Annotated in this window: 13 protein-coding genes; 6 read left to right on the forward strand and 7 right to left on the reverse strand. The window is 69.2% G+C overall.

Going from position 1 to position 17,772, the window contains the following annotated elements; genetic code table 11:
* Window positions 1–31: 31 nt before the first annotated feature.
* The 4 genes from HV824_RS08980 to HV824_RS08995 form a co-directional block, all read right to left on the reverse strand.
* On the reverse strand, window positions 32–2,215 hold the full coding sequence (locus HV824_RS08980; protein ID WP_255207880.1) for an excinuclease ABC subunit UvrA: 2,184 nt from the start codon (window positions 2,213–2,215) through the stop codon (window positions 32–34).
* A gap of 648 nt (window positions 2,216–2,863) precedes the next feature.
* The gene (locus HV824_RS08985) at window positions 2,864–3,886 is read right to left on the reverse strand and encodes a hypothetical protein (RefSeq protein ID WP_176423074.1); all 1,023 of its coding nucleotides are present in this window, start codon (window positions 3,884–3,886) and stop codon (window positions 2,864–2,866) included.
* A 439-nt stretch (window positions 3,887–4,325) separates the two neighbouring features.
* Window positions 4,326–4,892, reverse strand: a complete 567-nt coding sequence (locus tag HV824_RS08990; RefSeq protein ID WP_176423075.1) for a GNAT family N-acetyltransferase — start codon at window positions 4,890–4,892, stop codon at window positions 4,326–4,328.
* Window positions 4,893–5,077: 185 nt separating this feature from the next.
* On the reverse strand, window positions 5,078–6,421 hold the full coding sequence (locus tag HV824_RS08995) for a serine/threonine-protein kinase (RefSeq protein ID WP_176417148.1): 1,344 nt from the start codon (window positions 6,419–6,421) through the stop codon (window positions 5,078–5,080).
* Between the two features lie 287 nt (window positions 6,422–6,708).
* Here HV824_RS08995 and HV824_RS09000 point away from each other — a divergent pair, with 287 nt between their 5' ends.
* The gene (locus tag HV824_RS09000) at window positions 6,709–8,253 is read left to right on the forward strand and encodes an aldehyde dehydrogenase family protein (protein ID WP_176423076.1); all 1,545 of its coding nucleotides are present in this window, start codon (window positions 6,709–6,711) and stop codon (window positions 8,251–8,253) included.
* 7 nt (window positions 8,254–8,260) lie between these two features.
* Here the strand turns inward: HV824_RS09000 and HV824_RS09005 are convergent, their stop codons facing one another.
* Window positions 8,261–9,145, reverse strand: a complete 885-nt coding sequence (locus tag HV824_RS09005) for a LysR substrate-binding domain-containing protein (protein ID WP_176423077.1) — start codon at window positions 9,143–9,145, stop codon at window positions 8,261–8,263.
* Between the two features lie 108 nt (window positions 9,146–9,253).
* Here HV824_RS09005 and HV824_RS09010 point away from each other — a divergent pair, with 108 nt between their 5' ends.
* The 5 genes from HV824_RS09010 to HV824_RS09030 all read left to right on the forward strand — a co-directional run bounded on the left by HV824_RS09010 (window position 9,254) and on the right by HV824_RS09030 (window position 15,718).
* Entirely contained in the window at window positions 9,254–10,891 is a 1,638-nt protein-coding gene (locus tag HV824_RS09010) for an acetolactate synthase large subunit (protein ID WP_176417151.1), read from the forward strand.
* A 36-nt stretch (window positions 10,892–10,927) separates the two neighbouring features.
* On the forward strand, window positions 10,928–12,361 hold the full coding sequence (locus HV824_RS09015; RefSeq protein WP_176423078.1) for an aldehyde dehydrogenase family protein: 1,434 nt from the start codon (window positions 10,928–10,930) through the stop codon (window positions 12,359–12,361).
* Window positions 12,362–12,404: 43 nt separating this feature from the next.
* The gene (locus tag HV824_RS09020) at window positions 12,405–13,031 is read left to right on the forward strand and encodes a YigZ family protein (protein WP_176423079.1); all 627 of its coding nucleotides are present in this window, start codon (window positions 12,405–12,407) and stop codon (window positions 13,029–13,031) included.
* Between the two features lie 33 nt (window positions 13,032–13,064).
* Window positions 13,065–14,399: a replication-associated recombination protein A gene (locus HV824_RS09025; protein WP_176423080.1), complete on the forward strand. Its 1,335-nt coding sequence runs from the start codon at window positions 13,065–13,067 to the stop codon at window positions 14,397–14,399.
* 146 nt (window positions 14,400–14,545) lie between these two features.
* Window positions 14,546–15,718, forward strand: a complete 1,173-nt coding sequence (locus HV824_RS09030; protein WP_176423081.1) for a TIGR03118 family protein — start codon at window positions 14,546–14,548, stop codon at window positions 15,716–15,718.
* Between the two features lie 89 nt (window positions 15,719–15,807).
* On the opposite strand, the gene HV824_RS09035 is transcribed toward HV824_RS09030, so the two are convergent.
* The gene (locus HV824_RS09035) at window positions 15,808–16,503 is read right to left on the reverse strand and encodes a hypothetical protein (RefSeq protein ID WP_176423082.1); all 696 of its coding nucleotides are present in this window, start codon (window positions 16,501–16,503) and stop codon (window positions 15,808–15,810) included.
* Between the two features lie 142 nt (window positions 16,504–16,645).
* On the reverse strand, window positions 16,646–17,533 hold the full coding sequence (locus HV824_RS09040) for an ATP-grasp domain-containing protein (RefSeq protein WP_176417157.1): 888 nt from the start codon (window positions 17,531–17,533) through the stop codon (window positions 16,646–16,648).
* Window positions 17,534–17,772 lie beyond the last annotated feature (239 nt).

Consider the following 17,772-nt stretch of genomic DNA (forward strand, 5'->3'; position numbering starts at 1 on the left):
GGCGTCGGGACGGAGGTGCATTGAATCCGCCTCAGCCTGAGGCTCGTACGTGCTGACGCAGGTACTTGGCGGTGATGGAGTGCTGGCACTTCAAGAGCTCCCGTGGAGTGCCCTCGAAGAGGAGGTCGCCTCCCTGGTGGCCACCTTCCAGCCCCAGGTCCAGAATCCAGTCAGCGCGCTTGATGACCTCCAGGTTGTGCTCGATGACCACCACCGTGCTGCCCCGAACCACCAGCCGCTCAATGAGCTCCAGCAGGTGCCGCACGTCGGACATGTGGAGTCCCGTGGTGGGCTCGTCCATGACGTAGACGGCCCCCTGTTTGTGCAGCTCCGTCGCCAGCTTGATGCGCTGGCACTCTCCGCCGGACAGCGTGCTCAGGGGCTGTCCGAGCCGCAGGTAGCTCAGGCCCACATCGACGAGCGCCTGGAGGGTGGGCTGGAGCTTCTTCTCCTTGAAAAAGGCCAGCGCGTCGGCCGCTGTCAAATCAAGCACCTGGCCGATGTTCTTCCCTCGCAGCTCGTGGCCTAGCACCTCCTCGGTGAAGCGCTTGCCCGCGCACACGTCACAGATGGACTTGAGCCCATCCATGAAGGCCAGGTCGACATAGACGACCCCCAGCCCCTGGCAGCCGGGACAGGCGCCCTCCGAGTTGAAGCTGAACAGGGAGGCGCTCACCCCGTTGGCCTTCGCGAAGAGCTGTCGGATGGTGTCCAACATCCCGGTATAGGTCGCGGTGTTCGAGCGGATGGACGTGCTCACCGCCGACTGGTCGATGACCACCGCGCCGGGGTGCTGCGCCACGAACACCTCATTGATGAGCGTGCTCTTTCCGGAGCCAGCCACCCCTGTCACCACCGTGAGCACACCGGTCGGGATGTCCACGGTGAGCCCCTTGAGGTTGTGCAGCCGGGCATCCTTCACCGTCAGCGCTCCGGTGCGCTTCCGGCTCTCCACCTTCAGCGGGAGTTCTTGCCGGAGGAAGCGGCCGGTGAGCGTGTCCGCGTCCTGGAGCCGCGAGTAGGGCCCCTCGTAGACGACCTGTCCTCCGTGCTGGCCGGCGCGCGGGCCCAGGTCGACGATGTGGTCGGCGATGGCGATGACATCCGGATCGTGTTCCACCACCAGCACGGTGTTGCCCTTGTCGCGTAGCTTGAGGAGGAGCGTGTTGAGCCGTTGCACGTCCCGAGGGTGCAGACCGATGGAGGGCTCATCGAAGACATACAGCATCTCCGTCAGGCTGCTGCCCAGGTGGCGGACCGTCTTGATGCGCTGGGACTCGCCGCCCGACAGCGTGCCGGATTCCCGGTCCATGCTCAGATAGCCCAGGCCAATGGTCACCAGGTTGCCCAGCCGCTCCAGCAGGCTGGCCACCACCGGCGCACCGGCCGGGTCGTCAACGGCTGACAGCACCTTCACCAGCTCCGTGGCCTCCATCGCGGAGAGCTGGCCGATGTCATGCCCGCCAATTTTACAGCTCCGCGCGAGCGCGTTCAGCCGACTGCCCTGACAGCTCGGACAGGTGGCGAAGTTGACGACCCGCAGGAAGAGCTCGCGGTTGCGCTCCGTCATCGCCTGGAGGTCTTTCTTCATGTACAGGCGGGTGAAGCGGTCGACGATGCCCTCGTACCGGGCGTAGATGGGGCCCCCTTCGGATTCGAAGGTGAGGCGCGACTCGCCGTGCAGGAGCATCTGCCACTCGTCCTTCGTGTAGCGCGACAAGGGCTTGTCGTTGTCGAAGTGTCCGGAGAGTGTGTAGGATTTCCAGTACCACTTGCCCACCGCGAAGTCAGGGTGGAGGATTGCTCCCTCGTTGAGAGACTTCGAGCGGTCCAGGAAATTGTCCAGGTCGAGTTGCGTCGTCTTTCCAATGCCCGAGCATTCCGGGCACATCCCCTGCGGATCGTTGAAGGAGAAGACATGGGAGTTGCCAACCGCGGGCTTTCCGACGCGGGAGAACAACAGCCGCAGCAGGGGCGCGATGTCGGTGATGGTGCCAACCGTCGAGCGAGAGCTACCCCCAAGCCGCTTCTGGTCGATGATGGTGGCGGCTGACAGGTTGTCGATGGAGTCCACGTCCGGTTGGCCATACTTCGGTAGACGGTTGCGGACGAAGGCGGTGTAGGTCTCGTTCAGTTGGCGTTGAGCCTCCGCGGCGATGGTGTCGAAGACGAGCGACGACTTGCCCGAGCCAGACACCCCCGTGAAAACAGTCAACTTCCCTCGGGGAATCCTGAGCGTGACGTTTTGGAGGTTGTTTTCCCGTGCCCCCGTCACTTCGATGAAGTCGCGCCGCGAGGATGTGGCGGGAGTGGAATGAGAGGCGACGCTCTTGGGGCTCATGGGTGGGGTGTCCTCCGCGTCCTATGTGACCAGCCACGACGGTGGCGCTTTCTAGCAGAGCAGTGCAATGGAGGGGAGGGGCTCAGCAATGCAGGGGGGAGCATCAATCTGCCCTCGCCTTCCTGCCTGGACTACCCAGCCGAAAGAGGTGAGAGTCGAGTCAGAAGCGACGCGATTCCACCACCTCGGAGCCTGGGTGAATGACTCCGTGGTTTGCCAGGCGCCCTCCTGGTACTCTCAAGCGGTGTCCCTCTGCTCGCGCTGTGGCTTGTCTGGCCGCTGCTGCGCGGCGTGTCGGGGAGACAGGCGATGTCTGAGGAAGGGGCGTCGAGGCAGGAGCCCTGTCGAACGCACTGTCACTGCATCAGGCTGCGGCTGACGCCGAACTCGACGCCGAGGGGCATGCAAAACTTGCGGCTGGCGCCAGTTTGAGTCACCCCAGACTTGAATCGTGCCTGGGGCTTTCTTTACGCCTGCCGCGCCCCGGACGGGCCGTTCAGCCCCGTCCGGAGCGCCGGTGAATCACTCCACCCAGTAGCTGTCCGTGTACACGCTGAAGCCGGACACGGTGTCGACGAAGAACGCCGCGCTGTGGCCGCTCCAGGGGTCACGCGAGTAGCCGTAGTAGCAGCCGAAGAACGAGCGGCCCTCGGTCAGGGTGTACAGGTTCGCCAGGCCGGCGGCCTTCACGGCCGGATCCAACGCGCCACGGCGCTCGGAGGCGGCGATGGTGGCCTCGACCTCGGCGCGGACCTCGGCGGCGTCAGCCAGGTACGGACGGGGCTGCTCGCCGAACACGCGCTCCGGCTCGATGCCGAAGCACGCGTCAATCTGGAAGTTGTAGAACTGGCCGCCGTGCAGGTTCGTCCACCAGTCGAAGTGGCGCGCCATGAACACGCCGCCGTGCGGAACCGGCTGGTTGTTCACCGCGGCGATGAGCGCCTCGAACGGACGGCTCAGCGTGGCCGCGTTGCGGAGGTTGCGGAAGCTCACCTCGGCGATGCCCGTCGTGTTCGCGATGGCGTCCGCGCTCGTGAACGGGCGCTGGTTGCGCAGGTTCAGCGCGCCGTTCCAGGCGTAGGGGAGGATGTCGTGCAGCTCGGTGGAGCTGACGCTGTTCACCAGCGACACGAGGGCCGCCGCGTCATCGTGCGACAGGGCCAGCCCGTCCGCGATGCCGTAGCACTCCACGTCGATGTAGTCCTGGTCCCGGGCGCCCTGCTCGATCTGCTGCAGCCGCGCCGGGCCGACGAGCGGCACGGAGGAGATGTCCGCCAGGGACACGAACGGCGACACCGCGCGCCGGTTGACCAGGTTGTGGACCACGTTGCTGGGCAGATACGCGTCCAGCGTGTTGAACGAGGCCTGATTCACGAACCCGAGGATGCCCTGGCACTCGGTGGCGACGTCCACGTCCGTCGCCGTGAACAGCCCCTGCTGCTGCTGCTCCTCCTGGGGCTGCTGCGTGGACGTTTCGGTTTCGCTCGGGCCACAGCCAACGAGCAGACCGGCGGCGAGGAAGGCAGATCCAACATAACGACGCATTGGGGGAACTCCTGATAGGGGGGACAACGAAGTGCGACGGCTTAATACACCAAATGCCCCTGTTTCTGGCAATCCAGAAACAGATTATTGCCGTGTCACAAAATCGTTTCCGGGCCTGCGCACTTCAAGTGCGTCCAAGGCCCTCTGTGCGTCGCGATAGGGTGATTTCCCCCCTGGGAGACAACCTGGCGCGTCCCTGCCCAACGACGGAGGTCCGGACGTTTTTGGGTACACGGACAGGTGATGAGTGATTGTCTTTTCCTGACGTATGGATTCGACCTGATACGTCGTCTTGGGCCACGGCTCACGGCTCAGCCCACGCGCGGTCGCGCCGGGTGTTCCGGGGCGTGGAGCGTTCGAGGCTGGACAGAGGCGGATGGTCGCCTCCGTGACAGGGCCATTATCGCCCCAAGCCGTCGCGGAGTTGCGCCTCGTCCTTTCAAGGCGCGGCCCAGTCCCAGGCGACCACGGCCCATTCGTCCGTTGCGTCCCGGTAGGTGTGGAGCGTCTCGAAGCCGACCCGCTCGTGCGCGCGCAGCGAGCGGAGGTTTCGCGCGGACACCTCGGTGACGATGAGGTCGAACGCAGATCGGAAGTGGTCCCGGTGCTGGTGGTAGAGCCGGTCGAACAAGCCCTGGCCCCGGTGCGCCTTGTCGATGCAGATCTGCCCCATCACGTAGAAGCGGTGGTCGCGCAGCGGCTTGCCTCGGAACTCGAGCGACTCGAAGAGCGCGAACATGGGTTCCAGGACGGGCGCCAGCGCGCGGGCCTCGCGCGGCATCGTCAGCGCGTAGGCGACCAGTGCTCCGTCATGGTGGGCGACGATGCTCGGCGCCATGGCGTGCATCTGCTCCAGCGCCTGCAGGTCGTGCTGGACCGTGACAAATCCTTGTGAGCGCAGCTCGTCCTCGGACAGCGTCGGCTTCAGGTTCTTCTGCTGCAGCGCCAGGATGTGCTCCAATTCTTCCCGGCTCCGCACGGCGGTGACTGTGTAGATGGGCGCCATCGCCCGCAGGATATGCCGCGGCCGTGCACCTCGCCGAAGCGGCGTGGGGGGCGGGCAATCGGCCCCTACTCCGCGCGCCTTGGTCCTGGCGCTTGTCAGCTCGGGGCGCCTCCTCCGCTGCGCGATTCGCGGCGCGCGCTGTCAGTGCGTGGCTGTTGGCCAGGGGGGGCGCCGTGGTCCGCTCCTCAATGGCGCGTAGGGCTCGACGTTGCGGGGCGCATGGGGGGGAAGGCAGGGCCATAGCAGGCGCCCTTGTGGACATACCCATCCTCGTCGCAGTCCTTCAGGTTATCGACGGCCAACTTCACCCAGCAGCCACCATTGATGGGGACTTGGAGCTTGCGTGGGCACCGTCCGGATGCGTCTGGCCGGGTCTGCCCGGGAAAGGGTCGGGGTGGCATCTCCAGGCCAATGGTTGACCATGCGACGGGGGCCTGAACGGGGGATGCCGGGGCCGCGAACACGCTGTCTCCCACCGCCACCGTGCCTCCGTCGGTTGCCTCCACGGACATCGCCGTCGGCAGGGGACCGACTTCGACCGAGGCGCCCGCGCGGGGTCGCCAGCCGAGGCTCAGCACCAGGGGCCCTCCCAGTCCGATGATGGCGACCCACGGCCACCGGAGCCGTCGAACTCGATAGCGGAAGGAACGTTCATTCCACTGCGCCGACGCACGGGCGCGCGGGGCACCTCCCACCAGGAGTGGCACATCCGACTTCGCGCCCGCCCGTGCCACCGCCGACTCCAGCGCCTCCGCCAGCTCGCGGGCGCTGCCTCGCGCGTGAAAGCCTGGGGAGAGCATCCGCGACACCAGCGCGCTCAACTCCGGACCGCAGCGCCCGTTGACGTCTCGCGGGGACGGGGCCCGTGCCCCTTCGGTATGCCAGCACCGCGACTCGGCCACGTCGGGGTGGGTTGACGGTGGATACCGCCCCGTAATCATCCGGAACGCGGTGACCCCCAGCGCGAAGACGTCATCCGCCTGTCCCGGCGCATACGGAGACGCGGAGGCACCCGCCGCGAAGCGCCAGGCCTCAGGGGAGCGGTAGGCCGGCGTCCCCGGCGGGAATGGCGAGCACGTCTGCGTCGCGGCGCCCACGAAGTGACTGGAGCCGAAGTCCATGAGGAACGCCTGCCCGTCGGCCTCGCGCACCACCACGTTGTGCCCTTTGACGTCCCGGTGCAGTCCTCCGACGGCGTGAGTGGCTTCCAGCGCCCGCGCCAGCCTCGCGAGCAGCGCCATCACCTGCCGCGACGTGGGGCGGTGCTCGCTGGCCCAGTCGTAGAGCGGCGTGCCCTCCACCCAGTCCATCGCGAGGTAGGGGTGGGGCGGCCCCTTGGCGGGTTGCCACTGTCCGCTCGCGCGCAGCCGGGGAACGGCGGGGTGGCGGATGCGCGACAGCAGCTCGGCCTCGCGCGCGAAGCGTTCATCCCGGGAATGCAGGGCCAGCTTGAGGGCCACGGTGTTCATGCCCGTGAAGTCCCGGGCCCGGTAGACGGCGCCATAGGTGCCTTTGCCTCTCAGGTCCATGAGGCGCCACGGGCCCACCCGAGTCCCTGGCGGGAGGCGGGCCGGATTCAGGAAAGGGAGCCCCATGCAGATGGAGGCTACTTGCTGGGTAGTTAGTTTGCACCGGAATCTGCCAGGTCAGTTCTGCGCGCTGGGAAGAAATCCAGGAGGCGCAGCGCGCGAAAGGCGACGCAACCCGTGGCCTCGGGGCGGCGGTTGCCGCGCGCCTCACTGGCCATCACCTTGACGCAATGAGCCGATGCCGGGTGGAGTGTCGGCCTGGTCTCCTACTGGGGGAGGGCGTGCCCATGGCGAGTGCGGTGCCTGCTTACGCGGAGTGGTCGAATCTGGAGCGTCGAATCCGGGCGCTCGTTCCCGAGGCTTTCGACCCGTCTGGGCGAGTGCTCAACCTCATCGCGGGGGAGTGGGGGCAGCCCGGAAAGGGAAAGCCCTACCTGTCCCCGGTGGACGGCACCGTCCTGGGCCGTCTGCCCATGATTGATGCGAACACCGCGCGTGCCGCCGCGAGCGCCGCCGCCAAGGAGGCGCGGAGCTGGGCCCACCAGGACCTCGATGCGCGCAAGGAGCGCGTCACCCAGTGCCTGGCCATGCTGCGTGAGCAGCGCGAGCTGCTGGCCCTCATCCTGGCCTGGGAGATTGGCAAGCCCGTGCCTCAAGCCCGCGTCAGCGTGGACCGCTGTATCACCGGCGTGGAGTGGTACGTCGCCCAAATCGAGCCCATGGTGGAGGGCCGCCGCCCGCTGGGGCTCATCTCCAACATCGCCTCGTGGAACTACCCGCTGTCGGTGCTGGTCCACGCGGTGCTGGTTCAGGTGCTCGCGGGCAACAGCGCCATCGCCAAGACGCCCACGGATGGGGGGCTCTACTCGCTGACGCTCTGCATGGCGCTCGCGCGCCGCTGCGGGCTGCCCGTGTCGCTCATCAGCGGCTCGGGCGGACAGCTCAGCGACGCGCTGGTGCGCAACCCCGAAATCGCCTGCCTGTCCTTCGTGGGCGGAAAGGCGAACGGACGGGACATCGCGGCCAGCCTCTATGACCGCAACAAGCGCTACATGCTGGAGATGGAGGGGGTGAACGCCTACGGCATCTGGCACTTCAGCGACTGGGACGGGCTGGCGAAGCAGCTCAAGAAGGGCTTCGAGTACGGCAAGCAGCGCTGCACCGCGTACCCGCGCTTCGTCGTGGAGCGGAGCCTCATGCCGCGCTTCCTGGAGACGTACCTGCCCGTCGTCTCCGCCCTGAAGGTGGGGCACCCGCTGCTGGCGGAGACGCCGGAGGGCGAGCCTCCCGCGCTGGACTTCGGCCCGCTCATCAACAGCCAGAAGGTGGAGGAGCTGCACGGCCTGATGAGCGAGGCGGAGGGCCGCGGCGCCGTGCCCCTCTTCGCCGGGAGGCTGGACTCCGAGCGCTTCCTGCCGGACCAGGACGTCTCCGCGTACCTGGCCCCGCACGCGCTGCTGCACGTGCCGCGCAACTGCAAGCTCTACCACGGCGAGCCCTTCGGCCCCGTGGACACGCTCGTGGTCGTGGACAGCGAGGAGGAGCTCGTCGCGGAGATGAACGTGTCCAACGGCTCGCTGGTGGCCTCCATCGCCTGCGATGAGCCCGACACGTGCAAGCGCATCTCCACCGAGCTGCGCGCCTTCAAGGTGGGCCACAACGCCCCGCGCTCGCGCGGCGACCGGGACGAGGTCTTCGGCGGCATCGGCGGCTCGTGGAAGGGGTGCTTCGTGGGCGGCAGGTACCTGGTCCAGGCCGTCACCGAGGGCGAACCCGGCGAGCGGCTGCACGGCAACTTCCACGAGTACACGCAGCTCCCCGACACGCGCTGAAGCGGGCTCATCGTCTGCTCGGGCGTCTGGCGCCGCGCACCTCGTCCGCGAACAGCTCCGCGGCGGGCGTGCGCGGCGCCCCTCTTCGCCACAGGAGCGCCGCCAGCTCGGCCCGGGGCGCGGGGGAGAGCCGCTTCACCACCAGCCCCGCGGCCTCCGCGAGTTGAGGCTCCGGGAGCACCGTCACCGCGAGCCCCGCGCTGACGGTGGCCAGCACCGTGGCCACTGCGTTCGACTCCAGCGCCACGTGCGGGGCAATCCGAAGGGCGGCGAAGTATGCATCCACGCGCGCGCGCACGCGCAGCCCTTGGGACAGCAGCGCGAAGGGCTCCTGGGCCAGGGGCCTGGCGCCCACGGCCTCCAGCTTCGCCAGGGCATGTCCCTTGGCGACCACCAGCGCCAGCTTGCTGTCGAAGACGGGCTCCGCCTCCAGGTCCGGTGAGCGCGCGGGGGCGTAGCCCAGCCCCACGTCGAGCCGGCCATCCGCCAGCCGCCGCTCCACCCGCCGCACCACGGCCTCCTCGGCGCTCAGCACCAGCCCCGGGTGCTTGCGCAGCACGGCGGAGAGCGCGGGCAACACGACGCCGCGCATGCTGGGCGGGTAGCCCACGCGCAGGGCGCCGGTGGTGAGGCCCCGCAGCGCGCCCACGGCGACCCTGCCCGCGTCCACGTCCTCCAGCGCCCGCGAGGCGTAGGTGCGAAACAGCTCGCCCGCCTGCGTCAGCCGCACGCCGCTCCGGGCGCGCTCGAAGAGGGGCGCGCCGAGCTCCTCCTCGAGCTGGCGAACCTGCTGTGACAGCGTGGGCTGTGAGACGTGGACGCGCCTGGCGGCTCGCCCGAAGTGCAGGGTGTCCGCGACGGCGGAGAAGTACCGGAGGTGGCGCAGTTCCATGGCGCAATCATAGGCGCTGCCTATCGAAGCCATGGGAACAAACGAATGTACCAATCATGGCCCGCGGGTAAGTGTTCTCCCATCGCGAGGTCGCGAAGGAGGCACCCGATGAAGGCAGCAGACCTGTTCGTCAAAGCGTTGGAAGCGGAGGGCGTGCGCAGCGTCTTCGGACTTCCGGGAGAGGAGAACCTGGACGTCATCGAGGCCATGCGGGCCGCGGGCATGCGGTTGGTGCTCACCCGTCATGAGCAGGCCGCGGGCTTCATGGCGGCCACGTATGGGCGGCTCACTGGCCGCGCGGGCGTCGTCCTGTCGACGCTGGGGCCCGGGGCGACCAACCTCGTCACGGCCGCCGCCTATGCGCAGCTCGGCGCCATGCCCATGGTGATGGTCACCGGGCAGAAGCCCATCCGGGCCGGCAAGCAGGGCCACTTCCAGATTGTCGACGTGGTGGGGATGATGCGCCCGCTGACGAAGCTGACGCGCACGCTCGTGTCGGCGGAGCATGTCCCTTCGGCCGTGCGTGAGGCGTTCCGCCGCGCCGAGGAGGAGCGCCCCGGCGCGACGCACCTGGAGCTGCCAGAGGACGTGGCCCGGGAGCAGACGGACGCCCCGCTGCTGGCGCCCAGCGCCCAGCGCCGGCCCGTGGCGGACGAGGCCTCCATCGCGCTGGCCGTCGAGGCGATTGCCTCCGCTCGCCGGCCCTTGCTGATGATTGGCGCGGGCGCCAACCGCAAGCTCACGTCGGAGATGCTCCGCGTCTTCGTGGACAAGACGGGCATCCCCTTCTTCAGCACGCAGATGGGGAAGGGCGTCGTGGACGAGTCGCATCCCCTGTGGATGGGCACGGCGGCGCTGTCGGAAGGGGACTTCGTCCACCGCGCCATCGAGGCCTCGGACTGCATCATCAACGTGGGCCACGACGTCATCGAGAAGCCGCCGTTCTTCATGCGCGACAGCCGCCGCACCGTGGTGCATCTCAACTTCTCGTCGGCGGCGGTGGACCCCGTGTACTTCCCGCAGCTGGAGGTGACGGGCGACATCGCGAACGCGGTGTGGCGCATCGGTGAAGGGCTGGGGCAGCGTGCGCACTGGGACTTCGCGCCCTTCGAGAAGTTCCGCGCGGGGCTCGAGGCGCAGCTCGCGCACGGTGGGGATGACGACCGCTTCCCCATCTACCCCGCGCGGCTCGTCGCCGAGCTGCGGCGCGCGCTGGCGGACGACGGCGTCGTGTGCCTGGACAACGGCATGTACAAGCTGTGGTTCGCTCGCTACTACCGCACGCGCCGGCCCAACACGCTGCTGCTCGACAACGCGCTGGCGACGATGGGAGCGGGGCTGCCTTCGGCCATCGCGGCGAAGCTGGTGCATCCCCGCCGCAAGGTGGTGGCGGTCTGCGGGGACGGCGGGTTCATGATGAACTCGCAGGAGCTGGAGACGGCCGTCCGGCTGGGGCTGGACCTGACGGTGGTCGTCGTGCGCGACGACGGCTACGGGATGATTCGCTGGAAGCAGGGGGAGATGGGCCTGCCGGACTTCGGCATGGCGCTGGGGAACCCGGACTTCGTGCGCTACGCGGAGGCGTATGGAGCCCATGGCCACCGGCCGACCAGCGCGACGGAGTTCGGCGCCACGCTGGCTCGCTGCCTGTCGTCGAGCGGCGTCCACGTCATCGACGTGCCCATCGACTACTCGGACAACGCACGAGCGCTCGGCGCGGGTGCGGAGGAGCTCGCCGCGCTCTGAGAAGGAGCGACGGTTCGCGAACACTGGAGGAACACCATGCTGGCTGAACGTTACCCGTACTACCTGGCCAACCGTCCCCGGCAGCCCAACGCGGAGCTGGCCGTCACCCACAAGTACTCGGGCGAGGTCGTGACGCACGTCGCGGTCGCGGATGCCGCGGCTGTCGAGGAAGCCATCGCCGCCGCCGTCCGCGCGGCCGAGCCCATGCGGAAGCTGGCGCCCTACGCGAGGCAGGCGGTGCTCGAACACTGCGTGCGCCGCTTCCGCGAGCGCGCGGAGGAGCTGGCGCTGGCGCTCTGCATCGAAGCGGGCAAGCCGCTGCGCGACGCGCGGGGGGAGGTGGACCGGCTCATTGAGACCTTCAAGGCCGCCGCCGAGGAGGCCGTGCGCGGCGGGGGCGAGGTGCTGAACCTGGAGGTGTCGAAGCGCGCTGCGGGCTACCGGGGCTTCACCCAGCGCGTGCCGGTGGGGCCGTGCTCGTTCATCACCCCGTTCAACTTCCCGCTCAACCTGGTGGCGCACAAGGTGGCGCCGGCCATCGCCGCGGGCTGCCCGTTCATCCTCAAGCCGTCGGACCGCACGCCGGTGAGCGCGCTCATCATGGCGGAGGTGCTGGCGGAGACGGAGCTGCCCGAGGGGGCCTTCTCCGTGCTGCCTGTGCGGCTGGAGGACATCGCGCCGCTCATCGAGGACGACCGGCTGAAGCTGCTCTCGTTCACGGGCTCGGAGAAGGTGGGGTGGGAGCTGAAGGCGCGGGCGGGCCGGAAGAAGGTGGTGCTGGAGCTGGGCGGCAACGCGGCCTGCGTGGTGGACGAGGCGCCGGGCGCGCCGCTGGACTTCATCGCGGACCGGGTGGCGCAGGGGGCCTTCTTCCAGGCCGGGCAGAGCTGCATCTCGGTGCAGCGCGTGCTGGTCCATGCGTCGCTGTACGACGCGCTCCGGGAGCGGCTCGTCGAACGGGCGAAGGCGCTGCGGCCGGGCAACCCGTCGGATGAGGCCACGACGCTGGGTCCCATGATTGACGAGCCCGCGGCGCGGCGCCTGGAGGGCTGGATTCAGCAGGCCGTGCAGCGCGGGGCGCGGGTCCTCGCGGGAGGCGGACGGCGTGGCCCGGTGCTCGACGCGACGGTGCTGGAGGGGGTCCCCGAGGATGCGTCGCTGAGCAGCGAGGAGGCCTTCGGCCCGGTCGTCCTGCTCCAGCCCTTTGACAGCTTCGACGAAGCCTTGGCGCAGGTGAACAGCGGGCGCTTCGGACTCCAGGCGGGCCTCTTCACACAGGACCTGTCGCGGGCGATGAAGGCCTGGGACGAGCTGGAGGTGGGGGGCGTCGTCGTCGGCGACGTGCCGAGCTTCCGCGTCGACACCATGCCCTACGGGGGCGTGAAGGGCTCGGGCCTCGGCCGCGAGGGCGTGAAGTACGCCATGGAGGACATGGCGGAGCTTCGGCTGCTGGTGCTGCGTCAGGCGTGAGCTCCAGGCGGCCTGGGATATGTGACACTGTTCCAACACACCCATGGACGAGAAGCGCTACCCCATCCCGGCCGGGCTCCACCGGGTGGAGCAGGACATCCAGAAGAGCCGCTTCATCACCACGGCCGCCCACACGCCCACCGTGGAGGAGGCGAAGGCCTTCATCGCCCGCGTCCGCGCGGAGTTCGCCGACGCCACCCACAACTGCTGGGCCTTCGTCGTCGGGCCTCCGGGCTCCACCGCCCAGGTGGGCATGAGCGACGACGGCGAGCCCCATGGGACGGCCGGCCGGCCCATGCTCACCGCCCTGCTGCACGGGGGCGTGGGCGACGTGGCCATGGTCGTCACCCGGTACTTCGGTGGGACGCTGCTCGGAAAGGGCGGGCTGGTGCGCGCCTACACCGCCGGCGTCCAGCAGGCGCTCGAAAGCCTCCCCACCACGGAGCGTGTGCGCAAGACGCGACTGGCCGTCGAGGTGGAGTACCCCCACGTCGACGGGCTGCGCCGCCTGCTGCCGTCCTACGAGGCGCAGGTGCTGGCGGAGGAGTATTCGGCCACCGTGGGGTATCGGCTGGAGCTGCCCGTCGCCCAGGTGGAGGCCCTGCGGACCGCGTTGAACGACCTGACACTGGGACAGGTGCTCGTCGAGCCGCTCGATTCGGATGATTGACCCTGGGCCACGGAGGGGGGAGCCTTCGGCCCGATGAGCGCTGGTCCCGACCTCTTCTCCGCCTCCGTCGACGTGAATCGCTTCGCGCCCCTGGCGGAGCGGATGCGGCCTCGCACGCCTGACGAGTTCATCGGTCAGTCCCATCTGCTGGGTCCGGGACGTCCGCTCCGCCAACTCATCGAGCGCAAGGCCATCGTCTCCTCCCTCTTCTGGGGGCCTCCGGGGGTGGGTAAGACGACGCTCGCGCGGATGATGGCCACCGGGGTGGACGCGGAGTTCGTCATCCTCTCCGCCGTGTCGGACGGCATCCCCCGCATCCGCGAGGTGGTGGCCGAAGCCGAGCGCCTGCGCAACCAGTACAGCCGCCGCACCGTCCTCTTCGTCGACGAGATTCACCGCTGGGCGAAGAACGTGCAGGAGCAGGCGCTGCCCCACGTGGAGAGCGGCCTCTTCGTCCTCCTGGGCGCCACCACGGAGAACGTCAGCTTCGAGGTCCGCCCCGCGCTCGTCAGCCGGTGTCGTGTGTTCCAGCTCAAGGAGCTCACCGTCGCGGACATCCAGTCAGCGCTGACGCGGGCGCTCGGTGACTCGAAGCGGGGCCTGGGGGCGCGCAACCTGACGGTGGGAGACGAGGCGCTGACGCTGCTGGCGAAGGGCGGCGTGGGCGATGTGCGCAAGGCGCTGGGGGCGTTGGAGCTGGCCGCCAGCCTCACCGCGGACGGCGCGGAGATTTTGCCCGAGACGGCGCGCGAGGCGGTGGGCACCAGCCTGTCCCGTCACGACAAGGATGGGGACCAGCACTACGACTTGCTGAGCGCGCTGCAGAAGTCGTGCAGGGGCTCCAACGTCCAGGGCGCCGTCTTCTGGGCGGCGAAGCTGCTCCAGACGGGCGACGTGGCGTCCCTGTGGCGACGGCTCAAGGTGATCGCCGTGGAGGACGTGGGCATGGCGATGCCGGAGGCCATCAGCATCGTGCGTGACTGCGAGGAGGCCTTCCACGCCATGGGCATGCCAGAGGGGCGCATCTGCGTGGCGCACGCCGTCGTCCTGCTGGCCACGGCGAAGAAGAGCAACCGTGCCTATGCGGCGCTGGACGCGGCGCTGGCGGCGCTCCAGGAGCACCCCAACGCGGAGCCTCCGCTCCACCTCCGCAACGCGCCCACCGAGCTGATGAAGGAGCTGGGGCACGGCAAGGGCTACCAGACGCCCTGGAACTTCAAGGACCACTACGTGCCCGGGCAGACGTACCTGCCCGCGCAGTTGGAGCGTTCCGTCTTCTACCGCCCGAGCAAGGAAGGCTACGAGGCGGAGCTTCACGAGCGCATGAGCCACTGGTGGCGTGCGGACAAGGCGTCCCGAGGCGAGTAGTCCGGGTCGCCCTCGCGGGCCAGTGATTGCCGTCCGGTGTGCAATGCGACTGGGCAGCAGTCCGGGTTGTTCATCCGAAGACGCCCTCCCAGCTTGTTGCTCAATGAGCACGCGGCGGTTCGCCGTCTCAGAGGGGGGGAATCGTGATGAACACTCGCAGGCCCACGTTGATGCAAGGGGTGCTGTCCGCGGCCGTCGCCGTCTTCACCGTGCCGGTCGCCAGGGCGGCGATGCCACCCGCGCCGCCGGCTGACTGCTCGGTGGCGGGCGGATACACGCAGCGCAACCTCGTCGCCAACAGTCCCGCGCTGGGCGCGGAGTACGTCGACCCGCACCTCATCAACCCGTGGGGCCTGGCCTTCAACCCGACGGGCGTGTCGTGGGTGGCGAACAACGGCACGGGCACGTCGTCGCTCTATGACGGCAACGGGGTCCAGCAACCCCTCATCGTGGGCATCCCCGCGCCGCCTGGCGTGGCCGAGTCGGGGACGCCCACCGGTGTGGTGTTCAATGGCTCGGAAGCGTTCGTCGTGACGGGGACGGGCGTCTCGGGGCCCGCTCGCTTCATCTTCGCCACGGAGCAGGGCCTCCTGGCCGCCTGGGCACCCATGGTGGACGAGGTCTGGGCGATGACTGTCGCGGACAACTCCACCGCGGGCGCCGTGTACAAGGGGCTCGCGCTGGCGGGGAGCGGGGCGGACGCCATGCTGTACGCGGCGGACTTCCGGAACGGGCGAATCGACGTCTTCAACTCCCGCTTCACGCGCATGCCGATGCCGGGCGCTTTCGAGGACCCATCGCTGCCCGCCGGGTACGCGCCCTTCAACATCCAGAACGTCGAGGGCACCCTCTACGTCTCGTATGCGCAGCAGGACGCGGGACTCACGGATGACGTCCCGGGCGCGGGCGCGGGCTACATCAACGCCTTCGACCTGAACGGACAGTTGCTGCGGCGGTTCGCGTCTCAGGGGGCGCTCAACGCGCCGTGGGGCATGGCCCTGGCGCCTGCGGGCTTCGGGCAGTTCAGCAACCACCTGCTGGTGGGCAACTTCGGAGATGGCACCATCCACGCGTATGACCCGGCCTCGGGCGCCTGGGCGGGGGCGCTCACTCGGCCGGACGGGCAGCCTGTCGTGGTCGACGGGCTCTGGGCCCTGAGCTTCGGCAATGGCGTGCAGGGCCAGCCCGCCCAGGCGCTCTTCTTCACCGCGGGGCCCGCCGATGAGACGCAGGGCCTCTATGGCCGGCTCGACATGATGCCCGCGTGTCCGCAGGGCCTGCCCCCGTGGAAGGCGCCTCGGGAGCCCGAGGTGCAGTAAGGCGGATGAGAAGGCATGGGCGGCGCGGGCCGGAGCACGGTGCTCCGGCCCGCGCTGTCACGTGGGACGCTACCCCGTGAAGGCGCGGCTCAGGGCTGCTGTGAGCCGCTGCCTCCGTAGCCCTGGTCCTGCAGTTGCTGCCAGCGCGCCTTGGCCTGCTGTTCGCGCTGGAGGTTGGCGTCCACCTGCTGTTGCTGCTCCGCCGCCTTTCGCCGGGCGTCGGCGACGGCGCTGGAGAAGTCGCCAGGGGACAGCTCTTTCGCACGGACGTCCGCGTTGGCGTTGACGGCTTCGTACTCCGCCTGTTCGAGCTGGGCGTCGGCCACGTCCAGCTCCCGCTGGCGCATGACCTCCAGGGACTTCGACGTCGTCACCGCGTCGTCGCGCCAGGCGGCCTCCGCCTCGGCCAGGGTGAGGGCGTGCTGGGCCGTGCAGGCGGCGTTCTGGGCCCGCTCGATGGCCGCGACGTCACCCGTCGCCTGCGCGACCTCGAGCGCTGCCTCACCTGCTTCATAGCGGGCCTTCGCGGCGTCCTCGTTGCGCTGGACGACCTCTCGCGCGGCCTCGGCGTCCTGGCTGGCCACCTGGGCGCGGGTGATTTGCTCCTGGGCCTGCTCCTCCGTGAGCTGCGCCTGTCGCACGTTTCCCAGGTCGCCGGGCGGGACGCGCGCCACCCACTCCTTCTCCACCTTCGCGCTGGAGCGCTGGGCGGCACAGCCTCCCAGCAGCATCACGGCCGTGCCGGCCACCCCCAGGTACATGCGACGCCTGCCTGGCTGCGCCATGCCTTCCTCCCGGTCATAGGGTCCTGTCCGAAACTGTGCGCATCCGGGGGGAGGGTGAAAGCGGCGGCGCACCGCTCGGCGCGCCACACGCCCCCGCCGCGTGGGGTGGGGCAGTCCCGGAAAGTGGCGGTCGCCGCGCTGTCTAGCGAGAGGCGAGCAGCGCCTCGAAGAGCGTGCGCGGGTCCAGCCCGGGTGGCAGTCCGGAGACGCCGCCGTCGTTCACCTCGACCACCGCCCAGCCCCCGTCCTGGAGCATGGCGACGTCCAGGGTGAGGAAGGGCGAGTCGATGCGCCGGGCCAGGGGCTCGAAGCCGGTGAAGTCCGGCACGTCGACGTCGAACTCGTGGTACGGCTCGGCGGCGAGGATCCGGCCGCCTCCGAAGAAGAGCCGGAACTCGAGGTGGGCCGGGCCCGCCGGCGTGCGGCCGTATTCCTTGAAGGGGAGGAACTTGCGGACAACGAGCCCTCGTTCGAAGCGGTCTCCGCGCTCGTCGACGAGGTTGGCGCAAATCTGCTCGAAGCGTGCCTGCGTCGTGCCCTCGGGGATGAAGCAGGCGTCGTCCCAGCGCTCCTTGGCCGACTTCACATGGTCCTTCACCAGCCAGGGCCGCGGGCCGAGCACCTGGGCCGCGTGCCAGGCCTCCGCCGCGTCCGTGCCCTCCGTCCAGACGCTGCGGGCGGTGTAGCGGGAGAGCTGGGGGTACCAGTTGGGCAGGTAGAGCGCCGCCGCGTACTGCTCGGGCGTCGTCGTCAGCCGGTGCCCCAGGGCGGACACGGCTTCGTCCAGCGCGGTGTACTCCTCCTCCGTCAACATCCAGCCGCGGTAGAGGAGCCGGAGCCTGCCGCGCTCCGGGAGGGTGGACAGTGCCTGTTCGGCATTGCCGGAGAGGAGGGCCCCCAGGTCGGCCTGGTAGGTGTCGACCCCGAGCGCTTCGGCCGCGTCGGCCTCCACGTCGAAGGGGTCGTCCTGGGTGGGATTCCGGCCGAAGAGGATGGCGCGCGCGTGAGACGGACGTCGGGAGCCTGGCATCCAGAAGCCTCGCATCAAAGGTGGCGGTGTGTGGGGGGGCACCTCCGACGCGTGCGGGCGCGAACCCTGACGGCCGCTTCCGTGACGCCGCCGCGAGTGACGGGAGCGAATACAGCCCCCTACGCCCTGGGTGGAGTGGCTCCCAGAGTCCGTTTTGATTCACTTGGGGTGTTGTTGAATCTTCTGTTCAGCGTAGAATGTTTCATCGGGTCCTGGGGGACCCGGTAGCTGTCACACAG

This window comes from Myxococcus sp. AM009, assembly GCF_013372605.1.
Taxonomy (GTDB): domain Bacteria; phylum Myxococcota; class Myxococcia; order Myxococcales; family Myxococcaceae; genus Myxococcus; species Myxococcus vastator.

Coding starts and splice junctions, on each gene's coding strand:
- HV824_RS08985 (WP_176423074.1), bottom strand. CDS start 3,886: ATGCGTCGTTATGTTGGATCTGCCTTCCTCGCCGCCGGTCTGCTCGTT.
- HV824_RS08990 (WP_176423075.1), bottom strand. CDS start 4,892: ATGGCGCCCATCTACACAGTCACCGCCGTGCGGAGCCGGGAAGAATTG.
- HV824_RS08995 (WP_176417148.1), bottom strand. CDS start 6,421: ATGGACCTGAGAGGCAAAGGCACCTATGGCGCCGTCTACCGGGCCCGG.
- HV824_RS09000 (WP_176423076.1), top strand. CDS start 6,709: ATGGCGAGTGCGGTGCCTGCTTACGCGGAGTGGTCGAATCTGGAGCGT.
- HV824_RS09005 (WP_176423077.1), bottom strand. CDS start 9,145: ATGGAACTGCGCCACCTCCGGTACTTCTCCGCCGTCGCGGACACCCTG.
- HV824_RS09010 (WP_176417151.1), top strand. CDS start 9,254: ATGAAGGCAGCAGACCTGTTCGTCAAAGCGTTGGAAGCGGAGGGCGTG.
- HV824_RS09015 (WP_176423078.1), top strand. CDS start 10,928: ATGCTGGCTGAACGTTACCCGTACTACCTGGCCAACCGTCCCCGGCAG.
- HV824_RS09020 (WP_176423079.1), top strand. CDS start 12,405: ATGGACGAGAAGCGCTACCCCATCCCGGCCGGGCTCCACCGGGTGGAG.
- HV824_RS09025 (WP_176423080.1), top strand. CDS start 13,065: ATGAGCGCTGGTCCCGACCTCTTCTCCGCCTCCGTCGACGTGAATCGC.
- HV824_RS09030 (WP_176423081.1), top strand. CDS start 14,546: ATGAACACTCGCAGGCCCACGTTGATGCAAGGGGTGCTGTCCGCGGCC.
- HV824_RS09035 (WP_176423082.1), bottom strand. CDS start 16,503: ATGGCGCAGCCAGGCAGGCGTCGCATGTACCTGGGGGTGGCCGGCACG.
- HV824_RS09040 (WP_176417157.1), bottom strand. CDS start 17,533: ATGCCAGGCTCCCGACGTCCGTCTCACGCGCGCGCCATCCTCTTCGGC.